Raw genomic sequence first — 19,369 nt, forward strand, 5'->3', positions numbered from 1 at the left:
GGACAGATCGTACCCACCGCGAGGAGCACACCGTGGAACAGCGACCCCTGGGCCGGACCGGCATGTCCGTCAGCCAGCTCTGCCTCGGCGCGATGATGTTCGGCGCCGTCGGCAACCCCGACCACGACGAGGGCGTGCGGATCGTCCACCGCGCCCTCGACGCCGGCATCACCTTCATCGACACCGCCGACGTCTACTCCGGCGGGGAGTCCGAGGCCGTCGTCGGCAAGGCGCTGGCCGGCGGCCGGCGCGACGACGTCGTCCTGGCCACCAAGGTCGGCCTGCCGTTCGGGCAGGACCCCAACCAGCGCGGCATGTCCCGGCGCTGGATCACCGAGGCCGTGGAGAACTCGCTGCGTCGCCTGGGCACCGACTGGATCGACCTCTACCAGCTGCACCGCCTCGACCCGGACACCGACGTCGACGAGGCGCTGGGCGCGCTGTCCGACCTGGTGCACGCCGGCAAGATCCGCGCCTTCGGTGCCTCGACGGTGCCGGCGTCGGAGATCGTCGAGGCCCAGTGGACCGCCGAGCGACGCGGCCGCGAGCGGTTCCGCACCGAGCAGCCGCCGTACTCGGTGCTCACCCGCGCCGTCGAGGTCGACGTCCTGCCCACGACCCAGCGGTACGGGATGGGCGTGCTCAGCTACAGCCCGCTGGCCGGCGGCTGGCTGTCCGGCAAGTACCGGAAGGGCCAGGAGGTCAGCGGGCCGGGCTCGGTCGGTCGCGCCCAGCGGTTCCCCGGCGTCTTCGACGCGGCGAACCCGGCCAACGCCGCCAAGCTCGACGCCGCCGACGCCCTGGGCGCGCTCGCCGACGAGGCCGGGCTGACCCTGGTGCAGCTGGCCATCGGGTTCGTCGTCCGGCACCCGGCGGTGACCTCGGCGATCGTCGGGCCGCGCACGATGGACCACCTGGAGTCCTACCTGGCCGCCGACGGCGTCGAGCTGTCCAGCGACGTCCTCGACCGGATCGACGAGATCGTCCCGCCCGGGCACACGATCAACGTCGCGGACAACATGTGGATGACACCCGCGCTGACCCCGGCGGCCCGCCGCCGGTAGCGGTCCCGCGGCCCGGGCCGGCGACCTCGCCGGCCCGGGTCAGTCGAGGACGGCGGTAACCTCGAGCTCGACCAGGAAGTCGGGATCGAACAGCACCGACACCCCGATCATCGACCCGGGCGCGGCGGAGGTGGCGCCCAGCTGCGCCGCCGCCCGGGCCACCCCGTCGAGGAAGGCGGGCAACTTGTCCAGCGTCCAGTCGACGACGTAGAAGGTCAGCTTGGTGACGTCGGCGAAGGTGGCGCCGACCTCGGCCAGCGCAGTGCCCGCGTTGAGGTAGGCCTGCTCGACCTGGGCGGCGAAGTCGCCGACGCCCACCTTCTCCCCCGCGGCATCGACGGCGACCTGGCCGGCGACGAAGACCAGCCGCGAGCCGGTCGCCACCGAGACCTGGTGGTACATGTCGGTCGTGGGCAGCCCTGCGGGGTTCACCAGGGTGATGGACATGCTGACTCCTCGTTCACGGACGCCCGGGCGCTCCGGGCTGCGCTGAACATAGCATCGCTATGCCATGTAGTGTTCCGGCCATGGCCCGCCCGAAGGACCCGGCGGTCCGCACCCAGCTGATCGAGCGGGCCGCCGCGATGCTCCGGGCGCGCGAGCCGATCACGCTGCGCTCCCTGGTCGCCGGCACCGGCGTCTCGACGATGGCCGTCTACACGCACTTCGGCGGGATGGACGGCCTGTGGCAGGGGCTGCGCCAGGAGGGCTTCACCCGGCTGGGCGCCCGGCTCACGACCGTGCCGGTGTCCGACGACCCGGTGCGCGACCTCACCGCCCTGGCCGCGGCCTACCTGGACAACGCCCTCACCCACCCCGACCTCTACCGGGTGATGTTCGACGCCAGCGTCGACCTGGAGGACCTGCCGGCCGCCGACGCCACCCTGGAGCACCTGGTCCAGGCCGCGCGCCGGGGCCGGGACGTCGGACGGTTCCGCACCGACGTCGTCCCGCTGGACCTGGCGATCCAGAGCTGGGCCATCGGCCACGGACTGGTCTCCCTGGTCGCCACCGGACCGCTCCCGCGGGAGACCCTCGACCACGGCCCGCTCCTGCTCCGCGCGCTGTTCACCGCCTGTGGCGACGACCCCGACCGCTGCCGCGGCTCCGTCGAGCAGGGCTGGCACCGCCCGGCCCCGGACGACGAGCGGTCACACCAGGCCTGACGTCGCCGTGCGCGCGGAGGTCCAGCCCTGCGCACGGAGCCGGTCGAAGCCGTCCAGCAGCAGGTCGAGGGCGAACTCGAACTCGAACTGCTCGTCACAGCCGGCGCCCACGCCGGACAGGTCGCCGCCGGTCGCCGCCACGGCGATCTCCAGGATGTGCGGGTAGTCCGCCGCGAACTGCGCGGCCAGCGCCTGCTGCTCCTCGGCCGACGGCGGCGCGGCATCGGCGGCGGGCGGCTCGTCGAACAGCTCGGGGCTGAACCCCCAGATCCGGTTGCCCAGCGCGTGCATCACGTGGTGGGTCAGGTCGGCGGAGAACCCGCCGCGGCGGAACGCGCCGGCCAGCGAGTCCATGTAGCCGAGCACCGTCGGCGTCCGGTGCGTGCGCGACTCGATCGCCTGCCGGGCCCACGGGTGCCGCAGCACCGCCCGCCGCGCCGACAGCACCCGAGCGCGGACGGCTGCCTGCCAGTCCAGCGCCGGGTCCGCCGGCTCGATCTCCCCGAGGACGACGTCGACCATCCCGTCGAGCAGCTGGTCCTTGTTCGCCACGTGCTTGTACAGCGCCATCGGGACGACGCCGAGCTCCTGGGCCAGCCGCCGCATGCTCACCGCGTCGATGCCCACCGCGTCCGCCAGCTCCACTGCGGCGCGCAGCACGCGATCGGTGCTCAGCGGCGCTCGCCGCCCCGGAGGAGCCATGAGCGGAACCTACCTCGTTGACAGGTGTACGGCGTACACCTAGCTTCTCCGTCGTAGGTGTACGCCGTACACCAATCGACAGGAGGCCAGACGATGAGCAGGTACCGAGGCAATGCCACCGCGGCTGGGTGGTTCTTCATCGTGGCGGCCGTGGCCGCGATCGCCGGACTGGCGCTGTACCAACCAGCACTCGGCGACCCGGCCTACGTGCTGGGTGCCGGCTCCGACGGCCGGGTGCTGCTCGGCGGCTTCCTCGAGGTGGTCCTCGCCGCCTCGTGCATCGGCACCGCCGTGGCGCTCTACCCGGTGGTCAAGCGGGAGAGCGAGAGCGTGGCGCTCGGCTACGTCTGTGGCCGGCTGCTCGAGGCCGCCGTCATCACCACCGGCATCGCGGCGACCCTGTCGCTGGTCACCCTCCGCGGCGCCGGAAGCAGCACCGAGGTCGCCCGGGCGCTGATCGCAGTGCACGACTGGACGTTCCTGCTCGGCCCGGGCCTCGTCATCGGCGTCAACAGCCTGCTGCTCGCCTGGCTGATGCACCGCTCCCGACTGGTCCCCCGCTGGATCGCCGTCCTCGGGCTGATCGGTGGTCCACTCGTGTTCGTCTCGTCGACCGCGGTGCTGTTCGGGCTGTACGAGGACACGAGCCCCTGGCGCTTCGTCGCCGCCATCCCGGTCACCGCCTGGGAGATGAGCCTCGCCGTCCGGCTGATCGCGAAGGGCTTCACCCGCCCGGTCGACCGCGAGCCACTCCCTCACGCCGGCGCGCTCACCACCGCCTGACCAAGGGACTGTGAAGTTGCTTCACGGTGAAGTAGCGTCACGGTATGCCCGACGGCGTGCACGTCTTCGACCGCCTGCTGGAGATCGCCCTGCTCATCCAGCAGGACATGTCCCGGGAGCTGGGGCCAGCCGGCCTGACCGCAGCTCGGACGCACCTGCTCTGGGAGGTGCACCACCGCGGGCCGTCCACGCAACAGGCCCTGGCCGCGGCCCTGCAGGTCAGCCCGCGGAACGTGACCGGGCTGGTCGACGCCGTGGAGAAGGGTGGGTTCGCCCGCCGCGAACCGCACCCCACCGACCGGCGGGCCACCCTGGTGACGCTGACCGAACAGGGCACCCGGGCGATGGCGGACATGGTCGCGAGCCGGGGGCAGATCGCCGCGCACCTGGTCTCCGACTTCGACACCGCTCAGCTCCAGCGGTTCACCGCCGACCTGGACGCCGTGACCGCGCGACTGCACGAGCTCATGGACGACGGGAGCCCGACGTGACCGCCGTCGTCGTCCCCCGTCGGACCGGGCGGCAGCTCGTCGCCCACCTGGCCCGCCGCGCGATCGCGATGGAGATCGGCGTATGGCAGAGCCTCCACCGGTTCCTGTTCCGCCGTCCGCGGGTGCCGGCCGGCGCGGTCGCGTTCACCTACCACCGCGCGGTGCTGCCGCTGATCGTCACCTTCATCGTGCTGTCGGTCCTCGAACTGGTCGTCGTCGACCTGGTCGTCCACCGCTGGCCGGTCGTGCGCGTGCCGCTGCTGGTCCTCGGCATCTGGGGCGTGACCTGGATGCTCGGCTTCCTCGCAGCCCTGGTGACCCGGCCGCACTCGGTCGGCCCCGACGGCATCCACGCCCGGTACTCCACCGACGTGGACGTCGCCCTGCCGTGGTCCGCGATCACCGCGGTGACCCGGCGGCTCGACACCCGGGCGGAGAAGGCCCCGCGGCTCACCCGCGACGCCGCCGGCGCGGTCACCCTGCACCTCTGGATGCAGGACCGGACCAACGTCGACGTCGAACTCGACCAGCCGGTCAGCGTGCGGCTCCCGGAAGGCACGACGACGGTGCACCGGATCGGCCTCTTCGCCGACGACCCGGCAGCCTTCCTGGCGGCGGTCCGGCAGCACTGCTGACCCCGACGCCGACGGCCGGGAGCCGGCGAACCGGTTCCCGGCCGTCGCCGGTGGACTGCCGTCACTGCACCGGGCGCCGCCTGCTGAGCACCCAGCCCGCGAGGAGCGAGGCGACCACCCAGCCGCCCAGGGTCAGCAGCGAGGCCACCTCGGCGTCGCCGCGGGCGAACCGGAGCACCGCCTGCTGCGGGTCGACGGCGTCGGCGACCTGCGTGTCCCAGGCCCGGATGATCTGCACCAGCCCGAGCACGGTCAGGTAGAGGCCGGTCAGCGCGGCCGGGGTGTTCGCGGTCGCGGCGCCGACCCCCACCCCGATCAGCGCGAACGCCGCCCCGGCGCCCACCGCGGTCAGCGCGGCCTGGGCGGCGCCGTCCCAGGACACGCTCGGGTCGGCCAGCACGGCCAGGATCAGCCACGACGCCCCCATCGAGAGGGCGGTCAGGGCCGCGCCGAGCAGCGCCGTCGCGACGGCCTTCGCCGCGAGTACCCGGCCGCGCTGCGGCACCAGCAGGTAGGTGGTCTGTGCGGTCCGGTGCGTCCACTCGCCGGCGGTGCTCAGCACCCCCATGGCGAGCAGCAACAGCCCCGTCATGATGCCCACCACGGCGAACGGGCCGGCCACGGAGGGAAAGGCGTCGTCGCTGGCCTCCAGCAGACCCATCCCGACCGGTCCGGCCAGCACCCCGGCGAGGGCGAGCATCCGGCCGGAGCGGGTGGTCAGGGTCTTGCGTACCTCGAGGCCGACGAGCGTCGGCAGCGAGGCGCGGGTCGGACGGACGGCGGGCCGTACCGGAGCAGCAGTGTCGAGGGTCATCGTGTTCGAGCTCGTGGTCATGTCGGGGCGCCTCAGTGCTCAGCGGGGGTGGGGGCAGCTCCGGAGTTCTCCGTGAGCTGGAAGAACAGGTCCTCGAGGCCGCGCTGCACGGGATGCAGGTCGATCAGCGCGACCCCGGCCTCGGCGGCGACGGCGCCGATGGTGGCTGGCTCGGCACCGTCCACGATCAGCACGCCGTCGGCCTGGCGTTCCACGTGGAACTCCCGGGCCCGCAGCGCGTCGGCCAGCCCGCGGGGGTCGACCGACCGGACCGCGGTGCCGCTGGCGCCCAGCAACGAGCCGACCGGCCCGTCGGCGACGATCCGCCCGCCACCGATCACCAGCAGCCGGTCGACGGTGTGCTCGACCTCGCCGAGCAGGTGCGAGGAGAGCAGCACCGTGCCGCCGTTCGCCGCGTAGCTGCGCAGCAGTGCCCGCAACCAGCGGATGCCCTCCGGGTCCAGGCCGTTGGCCGGCTCGTCGAACACCAGCACCGGTGGGACGGTGAGCAGCGCGCCGGCGATGCCGAGCCGCTGCCGCATCCCCAACGAGTAACCGCCCACCGGCCGGCGGGCGGCGTCGGCGAGGCCGACGAGCTCCAGCACCTCGTCGACCCGGCGGGAGTCGACGCCGACGGCGAGGGCGTGCAGCCCCAGGTGCGCCGGGCCGGTACGCCCGGGGTGCACGGCCGAGGCGTCGAGCAGGGTGCCGACGAGAGCGCCCGGGTTGGGCAGGTCGGCGTAGGGCCGGCCGTCGATCGTCGCCGTGCCCGCGGTCGCCGGGATCAGCCCGGTCATCATCCGCATCGTGGTGGTCTTGCCGGCGCCGTTCGGGCCGAGGAAGCCGGTCACCGTGCCGGGCTCGAGGGTGAAGCTGACGTCGTCGACGACGGTGCGTGCGCCGTAGCGCTTGGTCAGTCCGCTGACCGAGATCATGGGTGCCTCCGGGGTTCGGTGTGGTGTCCCCAATCTGCGGTGGACCCCCTGGTCAGCGCGTCGGCCGGAGGCCGCCACCTCGCGCACCGGACGGTGCGACCCGGTCATCCGGAAGAGGACGTCGGCAGTCGCCCCGCGGGTGACCCGCAGCTCGCCGGACACGACCTACGCTCCGACCCATGGGGGTCCGCGAGCGCATCTGGCCGGGACTCACCACCCGCGGCATCGCGCTGGAGGCCGGCCTCGCCGGGCTGGCCGTGGTGATGATCGTCAGCGGTTTCGGCACCCTCGCGGCCCCGTCGCTGGACCTGGGCGCCGTCGCCGTGGCCACCTCGCTGATGGCCCTCGGGTTGTTCCTCTTCCGCCGCACCCAACCCGCGGTCCCCTTCGCGGTGTGCGCCGTGTCGGCCGTGCTCGGCTTCTCCCCCACCGGGCCCTGGCTGCTGGCCAGCTACGCCGTCGGCCGCTACAGCAACTCGTGGTGGGTCCGGGGCGGGGTGGGGATGGGTGGGGCCGTGGCGATCGCCGTCACCGCCGACCCGGTCACGGTCGGGGGTTGGACGATCGTCGCCGCCGCCACCGGGGCGATCGTCGCCCTCCCCGCCGCCCTGGGGATCTGGCAGCGCACCCGCGAGCAGTTGCTGGGGGTCCTGCGCGAGCGCGCCGAGCGGGCCGAGGCCGAGCGGGAGCTGCTCGCCCGCGACGCCGTCCTCTTCGAGCGGACCCGGATCGCCCGGGAGATGCACGACGCCGTCGGGCACCGGGTGAGCCTGATGGTGCTGCAGGCAGGCGCGATCGAGCTGGCCGCCCGCGACGCCGACCGGGTCGAGCAGCTCGCCGGGCAGGTGCAGACCGCAGGGCGCCGCGCGCTGGTCGAGCTGCGTCAGATGGTCGGCGTGCTCCGCGCCGGGGACGTCGACGAGGACGCACCCCTGGGCCCGCAGCCGGGCCTGGAGGACCTGCCCCGGCTGGTCGACCAGGCGCGCGAGGCGGGCATGGACGTCGCCCTGACCGGCGTCGCCGACGTCCCCGTCGACCCCGTGGTGGGCCGGGCCGCCTACCGGATCGCGCAGGAGGCGCTGACCAACGCCGGCAAGCACGCCCCCGGCGCCCGGGTGCAGGTGAGCGTGGAGCACCGCCCCGAGGAGCTGCACCTGCGGGTGGTCAACGGCGCACCGACCCGCCCGCCACAGCCGGTGCCCGGTGACGGGTACGGCCTGGTGGGCTTGGGTGAGCGGGTGCGCACCCTCGGCGGCCGGCTCACGGCCGAGCCCCGGTTGGACGGCGGTTTCGTGGTCGAGGCGGTGCTGCCGGCATGACCGGTGACCCGGTCCGGGTGCTGCTCGTGGACGACGAGGAACTGGTGCGCTTCGGCCTGCGCACGGTGCTGGAGTCCTCCGGCGGCTTCGAGGTCGTCGGTGAGGCGGGGGACGGCGCCGCCGGTGTGCGGGCGGCGCGGGAGCTGCGGCCCGACGTCGTGCTGATCGACGTCCGGATGCCGGTGCTGGACGGGCTCGCGGCGACCGAGCAGATCCTGGCCCTGCCCCAGCCGCCGCAGGTCGCCGTGCTCACCACCTTCCACCAGGACGAGTACGTCCACGCCGCGCTCGCCGCCGGCGCGGCCGGCTTCCTGCTCAAGGACACCCCACCCCGGCAGATCGCCGCCGCCGTGCGGGCGGTCGCCGACGGGACGGCGACGCTGTCCCCGGCGGTCACCACGACGCTGATCGACTCCTACGTGCGCCGCCGGTCCGCGCCCCGGCGGGCCGAAGCACTGCGCCGGGTCGAGACGCTGACGGACCGGGAGCGGGAGGTGCTGGCGCTGCTGGGCCGCGGCGACTCGAACGCCGAGGTGGCCGGGCGGCTGTTCGTCAGCGAGGCCACGGTGAAGACCTACGTGTCCCGGCTGCTCACCAAGCTGGACCTGGCCAACCGCACCCAGGCGGCGATTCTGGCGCACGAGGCCGGGCTGCTGGAGGACTGAGCCGTCGGCCGGAGATCACCAGAACGCCGTGACGAACCAGTTCCGGCGCGGCCCGGGGCTGCCGATGAGGTGGACATGAGCATCCACGCGGCTGCCGAGCACACCGCCACGGACGTGCAGGCCATCGAGGAGATGGCCACCGCCGTCCTGGCGTCCATCGCGCGCATCCACGCCGACGGCCTGGCCGCCGTCGCCACCATCGCGGAGGACCCGGCATCGGTCCGGATGTCCCTGCCCGAGGCGGCAGCCCCGGTGGCGGCCCCGGTGGCCGAGCCGGTCGTCGACATCGCGCCCGCGGAGGCCGAGCCGGAGCCCGAGCCGGTCCAGCTGATCCGTGCCGCGCCGCCGCTGCCGCCCCGCGGCCGGCACCTGGCCGAGGCCCTGACCGACCAGCTCCCCGTCCAGCACGCCGCCTGACCGGCGGACACCACTGCCCTGGTTCAGGCGATGGTGATCTCGCCGGCCGGGACCTCCACGTGGTGGCCGAGGGCGGTGAGCACGGCGGCCTGGTCGGCGGGCAGCGCCAGCCCCTCCACGAAGCCGTCGTCGTTCGGCACGACCTCGCCGGTGAAGGACACCCGATCGCCCGGGCTGACGTCCACCGGGGACTCACCCGGCGCGGTCAGCTGCACCCAGATGCGGACCTCCTCGGTGCCGATCCAGAAGCCCTCGTCGTTGGGGACGGCGAACACCGGGACCTGCGTGGCCACCGCGGGCTCGTCGGGCAGCCCGGCCAGCGCGGTCTGGGGGTCGGCCTCGGTCAACAACTGCGGGATCCCCACGTCACCGGCGACGAAGGCACCCGGCGCGACGGCGCCCACGGCACCGGCCTCCGCCGGCTCCTCCTCCTCGAGGAAGTCGGCCTCGTCCTGGGTGACCCCCGCGTTCTCCCCGAGGGCCTCGGCCTCCTCGTTGTAGATCTCGACCGCGGTGACGCCGTCCTCCCCCTCCGCGCCGCACCCGGTGAGGACCAGGGCGAGCGCGGCCGCACCGGTGACCGGCACCGAGACGAGCCGGCTGCGCCGACCCGGACGGACGGCGGACGAGCGGAACGGGGTGGAGGTGCGCATGACGATCTCCTCACCGGGCCACGACGGGCCCAGGACGTCGTGTGTCGGCTGGTGGCGGTCGTCATTCCCCGTGTGGGCGGCCCGCAACACGGTGAGTGCCCACCGGATCGACTCCCGCACGACGCCGGCGTCGACCGTCACCGGATCGAGACCTGGCAGGAACGGGTGCCGCAGCCGCCCGGACCTGCCGTCAGGCCTGGGCGGCCGCCGCACCCAGTGAGAGCAGGGCGTCGTCCACCCGGTCCAGCGCGGCCGGCGTCGTCGTCGCGTGCACGCTCAGCCGCACCCGCTCGCCGTGCCGGGTGCAGGTGACCCCGGCCCGGCCCAGCGCAGCGTGCAGGTCCGCGCCGTCCACGCCCGGCACCCGGAACGCCACGATCCCGGCCCGCTCCGCCGGCTCCCGGGACGACGTCACCACCACGCCCCGCCGGTCCAGCAGCTCCAGCAGCTCCTCGACCCGTGCAGCGATCCGGCCGGCGACGCCGCCCACCCCGGCGGACTCCAGCAGCATCAGCCCCGCGGCCAGGCACGCCTGCGCCACCGGGCTGGTGTTGGTGGTGCCGAACCGGGCCGCGCCGGCGGCCAGCGGGTGCTCCACGCCGTCGTAGTCGGTGGCGTCCCGCACCGCGGTCCAGCCGGCCAGCAGCGGGTCCAGCCGCTCCAGCGCCCGGTCGGACACCGCGACCACCCCGGTGCTCCAACCGCTGCGCAGCCACTTCTGCCCACCGGCGACCAGCACGTCGGCCGCCGTCCAGTCGACGTCGACCGCACCGAGACCCTGGATCGCGTCGACGACCAGCAGCCGCTCCCCCAGCACCTCGCGCAGGCCGGGCAGGTCGGCCCGGAAGCCGGTGGCGAAGTCGACCGCGCTGACGACCAGCGCCGCCGCGTCCGGGGCAGCGCGGACGGCGTCCGGCGTCACCGGCCCGACCGGCAGCGGGACGACGTCCAGCCGCCCGGCCGACTCCGCCCGCCACCAGGGGTAGAGGTTGGCCGGGAACTCCGCCGGGCTGACCAGCACCGGCCCGCGCACCGCGAACGCCGCCTGGAACAGGCCGGCCGAGGTGCTCGGTGAGTAGGCGACGTTGCCCGGCGGGAAGCCGAGCAGCCGGGACGCCGCGGCCAGCGCCCGGCCCTCGGCGCCCATCAGCTCGTCGACGGTGCCCAGCCCCGCGGCCGACACCGCGGCCAGCGCCGCGGTGCCGGCCTCGACCACCGGCCGGGACGGCGGGCCGACCCGGGCGAAGTCCAGGTAGCCCTCCTCCTCGGCGAAGGCGGACAGGTAGGCAGGGTTCACGCGGTCACCCGGGCCAGGAACGCACGGGTGCGCTCGTGCTGCGGCGCGCCGATCACCTGCTCCGGCGGCCCCTCCTCGACCACCACCCCGCCGGCCATGAAGACGACGTGGTCGGCGACCTCGCGGGCGAAGGAGATCTCGTGGGTCACGACGATCATCGTCATCCCCTCCCGCGCCAGCTCGGTCATCACCGCCAGCACCTCCCCGACCAGCTCGGGGTCCAGCGCGCTCGTCGGCTCGTCGAAGAGCAGCAGCTTGGGCCGCATCGCCAGCGCCCGGGCGATCGCCACCCGCTGCTGCTGCCCACCGGAGAGCCGGTCGGGGTAGGTGTCGACCTTGTCGCCGAGCCCCACCCGCTCCAGCAGCTCCCGGGCGTAGGCCTCCGCCTCCCGCCGCGGGACGCCGCGCACCTGCACCGGCCCCTCGGTCACGTTGGCCAGCACGGTGCGGTGCGGGAACAGGTTGAACCGCTGGAACACCATGCCGATCTCCGCACGCTGCCGGGCGACGTCCTTCTCGCGCAGCTCGTGCAGCCGGTCGCCGTCGCGCCGGAAGCCGATCGGCACGCCGTCCACCCAGATCTCGCCGCCGTCGGCGGCCTCGAGGTGGTTCACGCAGCGCAGCAGCGTGCTCTTGCCCGCACCCGAGGCCCCGAGCAGGACGACGACCTGCCCGCGCCGCACCGTCAGGTCGACGCCGCGGAGCACCTCGAGCGACCCGTAGTGCTTGCGCAGCCCGCGGGCCCGGACGAGCACCTCGCCCTGGGCGGCACCCTCGCCCATCGCGGCGCTCACCGGGAGCCCCGCATGAACGGCGGGGTGCGCAGCGAGCCGCCGACCTTGGCCCACACCGACCCGCGGGTGCCCGTGGGCCGGATCGAGGCGTTGTAGTGCCGTTCCAGGTAGTACTGCCCGACGTTGGCCACGCTCACCACCACCATGTACCAGACGGCCACGGCCAGCAGCGTCTCCATGACCGCGAGGCTGCGGCTGGAGAGCGCGTTGGCAGCGTGGATGAGCTCGGTGAAGCCGATGACCGAGGCGATCGACGTCCCCTTGAGCATGTTGATGAAGTCGTTGCCGGTCGGCGGGATGATCACCCGCATCGCCTGCGGCAGCACGACCCGGCTCAGCACCTTCGCCGGCGACATCCCGACCGACTTGGCCGCCTCGGTCTGCCCCCGGTCGACGCTGGTCAGCCCGGCCCGGACGATCTCGGCCATGTAGGCGCTCTCGTTGAGCCCCAGGCCTAGCAGCGCGGCCAGGAAGCCGGTCATGATCACGTTCGCCGGCTGGTCGAGCAGGTAGGCGTCGGTGAACGGGATCGGGATGGAGAACGTCGGGAAGACCAGCGCGATGTTGTACCAAAGCAGGATCTGCAGCAGCACCGGCAGACCGCGGAACACCCAGATGTAGGCCCAGGAGACCCAGCGCAGCACCGGGTTGGCCGAGGTGCGCATCAGCGCCACCACCGTGCCGATGACGATCGCCCCGGCCTGGGCGATCACCGCCAGCACGATGGTGTCGACCAGCCCCTCCAGGATCACGTCCTGAGTGAGCAGCGCCGGGATGCTGGCGTAGTCGATGTCGCCCCGCGAGATCGCCTGGAACAGCAACCCCAGCACGGCGAGGACGGCCAGCCCGGCGACCACGCGCCCCCAGTGCCGGATCCGCACCTGGGGCAGCAGCTCGCCGTCCCCCGGTGCGTCGACCGGCCTGGTCAGCGCCGCGCCGGCGCGGTCAGCCACCGTTGACGGTCGCCTGGTCGACCGCGCCGGAGGTGACGTCCCACGCCTCGAGGATCTCGTCGTAGGTGCCGTCGTCGATCAGCGACTGCAGCGCCTGCTGGATGGCGTCGCGCAGCGCGGCGTCGTCCTTGCTGAGCCCGATGCCGTACGGGCCGCCGTTGATCGGGTCCTGGTCGACGGTCTCGAAGTACTCACCGTCGCCGGCGGTCTGGGAGATGTAGACGGCGGTGGGCAGGTCGTTGAGGATCGCGTCGACCCGGCCGGTGCGCAGCTGCGTCTGGTTCTGCGAGTCGCTCGGGGTCGCGGTGACCGCCAGCGGCTCCTCCCCGTTCGCCTCGCACTCGGCGGACTGCTCGGCGGCGAAGTCCTCCTGCGTCGTCCCCTGGACGACGGCGATGGCCTGGCCGCACAGGTCGGCGCTGGCCTCGATCCCCGCCGGGTTGCCCTTCTGCACCATGATCGTGATGCCCGACTCGAAGTAGTCGACGAAGTCGATCGACTCCTGCCGCTCCGCGGTGTCGTTCATCCCGGCGATCGTGGCGTCGACCCGGCCGGTCTGCAGGCCGGTGATCAGCGAGTCGAAGGCCATGTCGGAGTACTCGACGTCCAGGCCCAGCTTGTTGCCGATCGCGGTGATGATGTCGACCTCGAAGCCGACCGGGGTCGACCCGTCCTCGGCGTAGAAGTTGTTCGGCGGCGACTGCACGTTCGACCCGATGGACAGCGAGGCCAGGTCCGCCGGCAGGCCCTCGGCCAGCGCGGCGTCCTCGCTGACGCCGCCGACGATGTCGCTGGTGTCGGGCACCGCGGAGTCGGTGGAGCCCTCGGCGGCCGGCTCGGCGGCAGCGGACTCGTCGTCGCCCCCACCGCAGCCGGCCAGCAGCAGGGCGGTGGTGAGCGCGACCGGGACGGCGGCGCGGACGGAGAGGCGGGTGCGGGACATGGGCTGCTCCTGGAGGTCGGGACGGGCGGTCATCGGTCGTTCCTGACGGGTGGTGCGGACGCGCCGTCCGGCGGCGGACTGGACCGCCGGACGACGAGACGGGTGGGGACGACGACCGAGCGGGGCGGCAGGGTCGGCGTGGCGAGCCGCTCGAACAGCAGGTCGACCGCGGCCGAGCCGATGCCGGCGGCGTCCTGGGCGACCGTGGTGAGCGGCGGGTCGAGGAGGTCGGCGAGGTCGAGCTCGTCGAAGCCGACGTGCGCGGGGCGCGGACCGGTGCGCGCGTGCAGGTGGTGCAGCAGGGCGACGCTGGCCCGGTTGTTGCCGGTCACCACGGCGGTGACCCCGGCCGAAGCCCAACCCGACACCGCGGCGGCGATGCGCTCGGGGGTCAGCGCGCCGAGGGACACCAGGCCCTCGGTGCGGAGGCCGCGCTCGGCGCAGGCGGCGAGGAAGCCGTCGCGGCGCTGGCGGGAGGTCCAGAACCGCTCGTCGTCGCCCAGGTAGGCGATCGACCGGTGCCCGCGCTCGGCCAGGTGGTGCACGGCCGAGGCGATGCCGCCGGCGTTGTCCGACAGCACCTCGTCGGTGCCGTGGTCGGCGCTGGGCCGGTCGAGCAGCACCGCCGGGACGTCGGGCGGCAGGTTGGCGGTGAGCACCTCGTCGCCGACCAGGTTCGGTGCGATGAGCAGACCGTCGACCCGGCGGGCGGCGAAGGCCTGCACCAGCCGGCCGGCGCGCTCGGCGTCCCCGTCCGCGGAGCCGGTGAGCAGCAGGTACCCGTGCTCGCGGGCCCGGCGCTCCACGCCCGCGGTGAGCGCGGCGTAGAACGGGCCGGCGAGGTCCTCGAGGACCAGGCCGATGCTCGCGGTGCTGGTGCCCCGGCGCAGGTGACTGGCGCCGTCGTGCCGGCGGAAGCCCAGCTCGGCGATCGCCCGCTGCACCCGCTCGATCGTCTCGGGACGGACGCCGGGCTCGGCGTTGACCACCCGGCTGACGGTCTTCTGCGAGGTGCCGGCGGCGCGGGCGACGTCGACCATCGTGGGCAGCCGGCCGAGCGTCCGACCAGCGCCCGCACCTGCGGCGACGTCCGATGACAACGTAGTCATCGACTCGTCGGTCGATCCCGATGACAACGTAGTCATGCGGGGGATCGTCGGGGTGACGACGACCACATGTCAAGGGGCTGAACGGTCCGCAACGGTTCCGTGACCGCGCGGCCGCTCGGCCCGCCGTTGTGCGCTGGTCGTCGGTCCGCCGCCCGGGAAGCGACGATCAGCGCACAACGGCGCCACCCTGGCGGGGGTCAGGTCCGGGGCAGGGCTCGGCCGTCGGGGAGCGTGCGGCCGCTCAGCAGGGCGACCAGGTGGCCGCTGTCCGCGCGGACGACCTCGCCGTCCCCCCAGCTCCAGGCGGTGTCCGCGGCCTCCACGCGGAGGCCGGTCAGGTCGATCCCGAAGTACGCACCGTCCGCCGCGGTGAGCTGGTCGAGGACGGCGAGCACGCCCTCGGCCGGTGCCACCGGCGGCTCGCCGAGCGCGACGGTCACGTCGAGGGAGTGGATGACGGCGTGGCTGAGTGCACCGACCGCGCCACCGCCCGGGGGTTGCCAGCCGTGCAGCGTCGAGGAGCGCAGCGCAGCCAGGAGCTCGGCGGCGGGCAGGGACGCGTCCCGGGCCGCCACGGTGTCGGAGAGCACGGTGAAGTCCCCGCCGGCCGCCGCCATCTCGGCACCGAACTGCTCGGCCGACAGCCGCGCCGGCATGGTCACGTGGGCCACCACGTGCCGGACCCGCCAGCCCGCGCAGAGCGAGGGGGCGTCCCAGGCCCCGGCCGGCCCGTCGGCCAGCAGGTCGGCGAGCCCGTCGTACGTCCTCGCCGCCCAGGACTGCAGGTCATGCGCGTTCCCGGTCATCTCGATGCCTTCCCTCGCCCACGCTCGGTGGACGCCCGTCCGGGCGCCTCACCTACGAAGACGTCCGCCGGCGCCGGGACTCATCGCCCACGGCGCCGGCGGAAGCGCTCAGCTCTGGCTGAGCTGCAGGGTCGGGTAGTCGGTGTAGCCCTCGGCACCCGCGGCGTAGAACGTGGCCGGGTTCGGCTCGTTCTCCGCGTGCTCGCCGGCCCAGCGCGCGACCAGGTCGGGGTTGGCGATGACCGCGCGGCCGACCGCCACGGCGTCGGCGTGCGCGGCCTCGATCAGCTGCACCGCCTCGGCGCGGGTGGTCACGGTCCCGAAGCCGCTGTTGGCGATCAGCGGGCCGGCGAAGCGGCGGCGGAGCTCCTGGACGAGCTCGCCGGCCGGCTCGGCGTGCAGCACCGACAGGTAGGCCAGGCCCAGCGGACGGAGCGCGTCGAGCAGTGCGCCGTAGGTGGCCCGGACGTCGTCCGGGTCGGTCTCCAGCACGTCCTGGATGTTGTGGGCGGGCGAGATCCGCAGCCCGACCTTGCCCGCACCGATGGCCTCGGCGACCGCGGTGACGACCTCGATCACGAACCGGGCCCGGTTCTCCGGGGAGCCGCCGTAGACGTCGTCCCGCTGGTTGGAGGCGGGCGACAGGAACTCGTGCAGCAGGTAGCCGTTGGCGCCGTGGACCTCCACGCCGTCCAGGCCGGCGGCGACGGCGCGCTTCGACGCGGCGACGATGTCGGCCACCGTGGCGCGCGCCTCCTCCGTGGTCAGCGCGTGCGGGACCGGGTAGGCCGCCTTGCCCTTGGGGGTGTGCGCCTCGCCCTGGATGGCGATGGCCGACGGGGCGACGATCCGGTCGGTGCCGGCGATGTCGGTGTGGGAGACCCGGCCACCGTGCATCACCTGCATGACGATGCGACCGCCGCGGGCGTGCACCTCCTCGGCGACGCGCCGCCAGCCGGCCTCCTGCTCGTCGTCGGCGATCCCCGGCTGGCCGGGGTAGGCGCGCGACTCGGCGTTCGGGTAGGTGCCCTCGGTGATGATCAGGCCGACACCGGCCCGCTGCGCGTAGTGCTCGACCACCAGGTCACCGGGGACGCCGGCGGCACCGGAGCGCATGCGGGTCAGCGGCGCCATGACGACGCGGTTGGCGAGCTCGAGGTCGCCGAGCGTGACGGGGGAGAACAGGTCCATGCCAGGCGGAAGGCCGTCGCGAGCGGCGACCATTCCCCACTGCGTTGTGCATCACTGGTCTCGGAGGACCACCGGTGCCGGATGCGCTGCGGCCGTTGCCGAGTGACAGCTGAGTGGGCTTCCTCCGGCGCGAGAGCCCGCTCAGCTGTCACTCGGCGGAGGCGCCTCCCCCGCCGGTCGCTCAGTCGCTGTGCCGCGCGCCGACCACGGCGACCGCCAGCAGGCCGCCGAGCAGCCAGAACGCCGCGGAGACCCCGGCCGTCCCGGCCAGCAGCCCGGCCGCCGCCGGGGTGCCGACCAGCCCGACCCGGTTGCCCACCAGCCGCAGCGCCAGTGCGGTGCCGCGGGCGTCGTCGGGGACGGCCCGGATGATCAGCGTCATCAGCAGCGGCTGGCCCACGCCGAGCAGGAACCCGATCAGCGCCAGCAGTGCGCCGAGCGCCCAGACGTTGCCGGTGGCCGGGAGGAACGCCACGGCGATCCCCGAGCCGACGGTGCTCAGCACGACCAACCGGGCCCGGCCGACCCGGACCAGCATCCGCTGCACCAGCACCCGTGAGGCCACCGTGGCGCCGGCGCGGACGCTGAGCAGCACCCCGACCACCGCCGGGGAGATGCCGCGGTTCTCCCCGAGCAGCGGCAGGTAGGCGGTCAGCAGGTCGACCGCGGCAGCCAGCACCAGGCTGGCGAAGATCCCGGAGCGCACCGCCGGTCGGCCGAGCAGCCCGAAGGCCGACGTCCGGCCGGTCGGCCGGGCCGCGGCCGCCGGGAACCGCCGACCGCTGGCCAGCCACCAGGACGCCGGCAGCGCGAGCGCGCACAGCGCGGCGGAGAGCATCAGCGCGCGGGCGGTGCCGGTGGACAGCTCCCCCGGCGCGGTGGCCAGCACCGCCCCGGCCAGCGCCGGCCCGACCAGCTGCCCGGCCGAGACGACCGCGGTGAACAGCCCGAAACCGGAGTCCAGCCGGTCCCCGGGCAGCCGGGCGACGACGTTCTCCCCGCCGACGATGCAGCCGAGGTTGCCCAGGCCGAGGACCACGTTGCCCAGCGCCACGGCCAGCAACGAGCCGCTGGTGGCCAGCAGCACGCAGCCGACCACCAGCAGCACCACGCCGCTGACCAGGATCGGCTCCGGCCGCCAGCGGTCGGCCGCCCGGCCCAGGGGCAACGCCACCACCATCGGCAGCAGCGCGAACGCCGCGGTGAGCAGGCCGATCTCGGTGGCCCCGGCACCCAGGTCGATCGCCCGGTAGGCGGAGACCGGCCGGGCGACCGCGATGGCCGCCTGGATCAGCACCATCACACCCAGCAGCTGGAACAGCCACCGCGGCGCCCGCCCCGGAAGGGGATCGGTCATCGCCCCCGCCCCGGGCCCAGCCCTGTCGGCCCCGTCCCGAGTCCCGCCCCGAGCTCGCGCAGGGTGGGGAGGACGGGGCCCGCCATCAGTGGGACAGTCGCCGGCCGGTGCTGGTGGAGAAGACGTGCTCCTCGCCGGGCCGGATGCTCAGCCACACGTCGCCGCCCTTGGCCGGTGGGCGCCGCGCGTCGACGCGGGCCACGATCTGCGCGGTGTCGCCGCCGTGCAGGTGCTCGGCCAGCTGCTCGTCGGCGATCGTGGCGTAGACGAAGGCGTCGGAGCCCAGCTCCTCGACCAGGTCGACCTTGACCTTGAAGCCCTGCCCGGGCTCGGCCAGCTCCAGCGCCTCGGGCCGGAACCCGAGCGTGACGGACTGGTCCGCACCGGCAGCTGTCAGGGTCTCCCGCGGGAGCTCGACCCGGATGTCCCCGAGCCGGGCGCCACCGTCGACCAGCGGCACCTCGGCCAGGTTCATCGCCGGGGAGCCGATGAAGCCCGCGACGAAGACGTTGGCCGGGCGGTCGTACATCTCCCGGGGGCTGGCGACCTGCTGGAGGACGCCGTCCTTGAGCACCGCGACCCGGTCGCCCATGGTCATCGCCTCGACCTGGTCGTGGGTGACGTAGACGGTGGTGATGCCCAGCCGGCGCTGCAGCGAGGCGATCTGGGTGCGGGTCTGCACCCGGAGCTTGGCGTCCAGGTTGGACAGCGGCTCGTCCATCAGGAAGACCTGCGGGGAGCGGACGATCGCCCGGCCCATCGCCACGCGCTGGCGCTGCCCACCGGAGAGCGCCTTCGGCTTGCGGTCCAGGTACGGCTCCAGGTCGAGCAGCTTGGCCGCGTCGACGACCCGGGAGCGGCGCTCCTCCTTGCCCATCCCGGCGATCTTCAGCGCGAAGCCCATGTTGTCGGCGACGCTCATGTGCGGGTAGAGCGCGTAGTTCTGAAACACCATCGCGATGTCCCGGTCCTTCGGCTCGACGTCGGTGACGTCCTTGTCCCCGATCCGGATCGCGCCGCCGTCGACCTCCTCCAGGCCGGCGAGCATCCGCAGCGAGGTGGACTTCCCGCAGCCGGAGGGGCCGACGAGGACCAGGAACTCACCGTCCTCGATCTGCAGCTCGAGCTGGTCGACCGCCGGCTTGTCGCTGCCGGGGTAGAGCCGGGTCGCCTTGTCGTAGGTGACCGATGCCATGGGGGAGCTCCCTCGCTCGTGCGCTGTCGCGCCTGTGACTGCCGTCACCGTACGGCAAGCGCTTTCCGTGATCAATGGTG

At 74.0% G+C, this 19,369-nt stretch carries 22 protein-coding genes; 8 read left to right on the forward strand and 14 right to left on the reverse strand.

What is annotated here, in order from left to right; translation table 11 throughout:
- Window positions 1–32 precede the first annotated feature (32 nt).
- Window positions 33–1,064, forward strand: coding sequence for an aldo/keto reductase (locus O2W53_RS15275; protein WP_269163913.1), 1,032 nt, complete (start codon window positions 33–35; stop codon window positions 1,062–1,064).
- 39 nt (window positions 1,065–1,103) lie between these two features.
- On the opposite strand, the gene O2W53_RS15280 is transcribed toward O2W53_RS15275, so the two are convergent.
- Complete coding sequence (locus O2W53_RS15280; protein WP_269163914.1) at window positions 1,104–1,511, reverse strand: RidA family protein; 408 nt, start codon at window positions 1,509–1,511, stop codon at window positions 1,104–1,106.
- A gap of 80 nt (window positions 1,512–1,591) precedes the next feature.
- Between O2W53_RS15280 and O2W53_RS15285 the strand changes: the two genes are divergently transcribed.
- Window positions 1,592–2,230 (forward strand): TetR/AcrR family transcriptional regulator, encoded by a 639-nt coding sequence (locus tag O2W53_RS15285; protein WP_269163915.1) that lies wholly within the window; start codon window positions 1,592–1,594, stop codon window positions 2,228–2,230.
- Here O2W53_RS15285 and O2W53_RS15290 read toward each other — a convergent pair.
- Window positions 2,216–2,932, reverse strand: a complete 717-nt coding sequence (locus O2W53_RS15290; RefSeq protein ID WP_269163916.1) for a TetR/AcrR family transcriptional regulator — start codon at window positions 2,930–2,932, stop codon at window positions 2,216–2,218. The two genes, O2W53_RS15285 and O2W53_RS15290, sit on opposite strands and share 15 nt — an antisense overlap.
- Before the next feature lie 93 nt (window positions 2,933–3,025).
- Here O2W53_RS15290 and O2W53_RS15295 point away from each other — a divergent pair, with 93 nt between their 5' ends.
- Genes O2W53_RS15295 through O2W53_RS15305 form a run of 3 tightly spaced genes read left to right on the forward strand, consistent with a single transcriptional unit; the run spans window position 3,026 to window position 4,841 of the window.
- A complete protein-coding gene (locus tag O2W53_RS15295; RefSeq protein WP_269163917.1) occupies window positions 3,026–3,715 on the forward strand; it encodes a DUF4386 domain-containing protein in 690 nt (229 codons plus the stop codon).
- 44 nt (window positions 3,716–3,759) lie between these two features.
- A complete protein-coding gene (locus O2W53_RS15300; protein ID WP_269163918.1) occupies window positions 3,760–4,206 on the forward strand; it encodes a MarR family winged helix-turn-helix transcriptional regulator in 447 nt (148 codons plus the stop codon).
- Entirely contained in the window at window positions 4,203–4,841 is a 639-nt protein-coding gene (locus tag O2W53_RS15305) for a hypothetical protein (RefSeq protein WP_269163919.1), read from the forward strand. Before O2W53_RS15300 ends, O2W53_RS15305 begins: the two co-directional genes overlap by 4 nt.
- A gap of 61 nt (window positions 4,842–4,902) precedes the next feature.
- On the opposite strand, the gene O2W53_RS15310 is transcribed toward O2W53_RS15305, so the two are convergent.
- On the reverse strand, window positions 4,903–5,676 hold the full coding sequence (locus tag O2W53_RS15310; RefSeq protein ID WP_269163920.1) for a hypothetical protein: 774 nt from the start codon (window positions 5,674–5,676) through the stop codon (window positions 4,903–4,905).
- 11 nt (window positions 5,677–5,687) lie between these two features.
- Window positions 5,688–6,590: an ABC transporter ATP-binding protein gene (locus O2W53_RS15315; RefSeq protein ID WP_269163921.1), complete on the reverse strand. Its 903-nt coding sequence runs from the start codon at window positions 6,588–6,590 to the stop codon at window positions 5,688–5,690.
- A gap of 179 nt (window positions 6,591–6,769) precedes the next feature.
- Between O2W53_RS15315 and O2W53_RS15320 the strand changes: the two genes are divergently transcribed.
- The 3 genes from O2W53_RS15320 (at window position 6,770) to O2W53_RS15330 (ending at window position 8,991) form a co-directional block, all read left to right on the forward strand.
- Window positions 6,770–7,909: a sensor histidine kinase gene (locus O2W53_RS15320; protein ID WP_269163922.1), complete on the forward strand. Its 1,140-nt coding sequence runs from the start codon at window positions 6,770–6,772 to the stop codon at window positions 7,907–7,909.
- Window positions 7,906–8,574 carry a response regulator transcription factor gene (locus O2W53_RS15325; protein WP_269163923.1) on the forward strand — a complete coding sequence of 223 codons (669 nt, stop codon included), beginning with the start codon at window positions 7,906–7,908 and terminating at the stop codon, window positions 8,572–8,574. The genes O2W53_RS15320 and O2W53_RS15325 overlap by 4 nt, the downstream gene beginning before the upstream one ends.
- 75 nt (window positions 8,575–8,649) lie before the next feature.
- Window positions 8,650–8,991: a hypothetical protein gene (locus O2W53_RS15330; protein ID WP_269163924.1), complete on the forward strand. Its 342-nt coding sequence runs from the start codon at window positions 8,650–8,652 to the stop codon at window positions 8,989–8,991.
- 23 nt (window positions 8,992–9,014) lie between these two features.
- Here the strand turns inward: O2W53_RS15330 and O2W53_RS15335 are convergent, their stop codons facing one another.
- From O2W53_RS15335 to O2W53_RS15380, 10 genes are all read right to left on the reverse strand, one after another.
- The gene (locus O2W53_RS15335; protein ID WP_269163925.1) at window positions 9,015–9,785 is read right to left on the reverse strand and encodes a hypothetical protein; all 771 of its coding nucleotides are present in this window, start codon (window positions 9,783–9,785) and stop codon (window positions 9,015–9,017) included.
- 49 nt (window positions 9,786–9,834) lie between these two features.
- The gene (locus tag O2W53_RS15340; RefSeq protein WP_269163926.1) at window positions 9,835–10,941 is read right to left on the reverse strand and encodes an aminotransferase class V-fold PLP-dependent enzyme; all 1,107 of its coding nucleotides are present in this window, start codon (window positions 10,939–10,941) and stop codon (window positions 9,835–9,837) included.
- Window positions 10,938–11,735, reverse strand: coding sequence for an amino acid ABC transporter ATP-binding protein (locus O2W53_RS15345; protein ID WP_442929285.1), 798 nt, complete (start codon window positions 11,733–11,735; stop codon window positions 10,938–10,940). The genes O2W53_RS15340 and O2W53_RS15345 overlap by 4 nt, the downstream gene beginning before the upstream one ends.
- Complete coding sequence (locus O2W53_RS15350; RefSeq protein ID WP_269163927.1) at window positions 11,732–12,688, reverse strand: amino acid ABC transporter permease; 957 nt, start codon at window positions 12,686–12,688, stop codon at window positions 11,732–11,734. The genes O2W53_RS15345 and O2W53_RS15350 overlap by 4 nt, the downstream gene beginning before the upstream one ends.
- Window positions 12,681–13,631, reverse strand: a complete 951-nt coding sequence (locus O2W53_RS15355; RefSeq protein ID WP_269163928.1) for an ABC transporter substrate-binding protein — start codon at window positions 13,629–13,631, stop codon at window positions 12,681–12,683. The genes O2W53_RS15350 and O2W53_RS15355 overlap by 8 nt, the downstream gene beginning before the upstream one ends.
- Before the next feature lie 29 nt (window positions 13,632–13,660).
- A complete protein-coding gene (locus O2W53_RS15360) occupies window positions 13,661–14,740 on the reverse strand; it encodes a LacI family DNA-binding transcriptional regulator (protein ID WP_269163929.1) in 1,080 nt (359 codons plus the stop codon).
- A 197-nt stretch (window positions 14,741–14,937) separates the two neighbouring features.
- The gene (locus tag O2W53_RS15365) at window positions 14,938–15,546 is read right to left on the reverse strand and encodes a maleylpyruvate isomerase family mycothiol-dependent enzyme (protein ID WP_269163930.1); all 609 of its coding nucleotides are present in this window, start codon (window positions 15,544–15,546) and stop codon (window positions 14,938–14,940) included.
- 108 nt (window positions 15,547–15,654) lie between these two features.
- Window positions 15,655–16,737 carry an alkene reductase gene (locus tag O2W53_RS15370; protein ID WP_269163931.1) on the reverse strand — a complete coding sequence of 361 codons (1,083 nt, stop codon included), beginning with the start codon at window positions 16,735–16,737 and terminating at the stop codon, window positions 15,655–15,657.
- A 181-nt stretch (window positions 16,738–16,918) separates the two neighbouring features.
- Window positions 16,919–18,094, reverse strand: coding sequence for an MFS transporter (locus O2W53_RS15375; RefSeq protein WP_269163932.1), 1,176 nt, complete (start codon window positions 18,092–18,094; stop codon window positions 16,919–16,921).
- Between the two features lie 85 nt (window positions 18,095–18,179).
- Window positions 18,180–19,289 (reverse strand): ABC transporter ATP-binding protein, encoded by a 1,110-nt coding sequence (locus tag O2W53_RS15380; RefSeq protein ID WP_269163933.1) that lies wholly within the window; start codon window positions 19,287–19,289, stop codon window positions 18,180–18,182.
- Window positions 19,290–19,369 lie beyond the last annotated feature (80 nt).

It is taken from the genome of Modestobacter sp. VKM Ac-2978 (assembly GCF_026968025.1).
Taxonomy (GTDB): domain Bacteria; phylum Actinomycetota; class Actinomycetes; order Mycobacteriales; family Geodermatophilaceae; genus Modestobacter.

Bases quoted from the DNA above. Each gene is read 5' to 3' on its own strand.
- O2W53_RS15280 (WP_269163914.1), bottom strand. From the start codon at position 1,511: ATGTCCATCACCCTGGTGAACCCCGCAGGGCTGCCCACGACCGACATG.
- O2W53_RS15285 (WP_269163915.1), top strand. From the start codon at position 1,592: ATGGCCCGCCCGAAGGACCCGGCGGTCCGCACCCAGCTGATCGAGCGG.
- O2W53_RS15290 (WP_269163916.1), bottom strand. From the start codon at position 2,932: ATGGCTCCTCCGGGGCGGCGAGCGCCGCTGAGCACCGATCGCGTGCTG.
- O2W53_RS15295 (WP_269163917.1), top strand. From the start codon at position 3,026: ATGAGCAGGTACCGAGGCAATGCCACCGCGGCTGGGTGGTTCTTCATC.
- O2W53_RS15300 (WP_269163918.1), top strand. From the start codon at position 3,760: ATGCCCGACGGCGTGCACGTCTTCGACCGCCTGCTGGAGATCGCCCTG.
- O2W53_RS15310 (WP_269163920.1), bottom strand. From the start codon at position 5,676: ATGACCACGAGCTCGAACACGATGACCCTCGACACTGCTGCTCCGGTA.
- O2W53_RS15315 (WP_269163921.1), bottom strand. From the start codon at position 6,590: ATGATCTCGGTCAGCGGACTGACCAAGCGCTACGGCGCACGCACCGTC.
- O2W53_RS15320 (WP_269163922.1), top strand. From the start codon at position 6,770: ATGGGGGTCCGCGAGCGCATCTGGCCGGGACTCACCACCCGCGGCATC.
- O2W53_RS15325 (WP_269163923.1), top strand. From the start codon at position 7,906: ATGACCGGTGACCCGGTCCGGGTGCTGCTCGTGGACGACGAGGAACTG.
- O2W53_RS15330 (WP_269163924.1), top strand. From the start codon at position 8,650: ATGAGCATCCACGCGGCTGCCGAGCACACCGCCACGGACGTGCAGGCC.
- O2W53_RS15355 (WP_269163928.1), bottom strand. From the start codon at position 13,631: ATGTCCCGCACCCGCCTCTCCGTCCGCGCCGCCGTCCCGGTCGCGCTC.
- O2W53_RS15360 (WP_269163929.1), bottom strand. From the start codon at position 14,740: ATGACTACGTTGTCATCGGACGTCGCCGCAGGTGCGGGCGCTGGTCGG.
- O2W53_RS15365 (WP_269163930.1), bottom strand. From the start codon at position 15,546: ATGACCGGGAACGCGCATGACCTGCAGTCCTGGGCGGCGAGGACGTAC.
- O2W53_RS15370 (WP_269163931.1), bottom strand. From the start codon at position 16,737: ATGGACCTGTTCTCCCCCGTCACGCTCGGCGACCTCGAGCTCGCCAAC.
- O2W53_RS15375 (WP_269163932.1), bottom strand. From the start codon at position 18,094: ATGACCGATCCCCTTCCGGGGCGGGCGCCGCGGTGGCTGTTCCAGCTG.
- O2W53_RS15380 (WP_269163933.1), bottom strand. From the start codon at position 19,289: ATGGCATCGGTCACCTACGACAAGGCGACCCGGCTCTACCCCGGCAGC.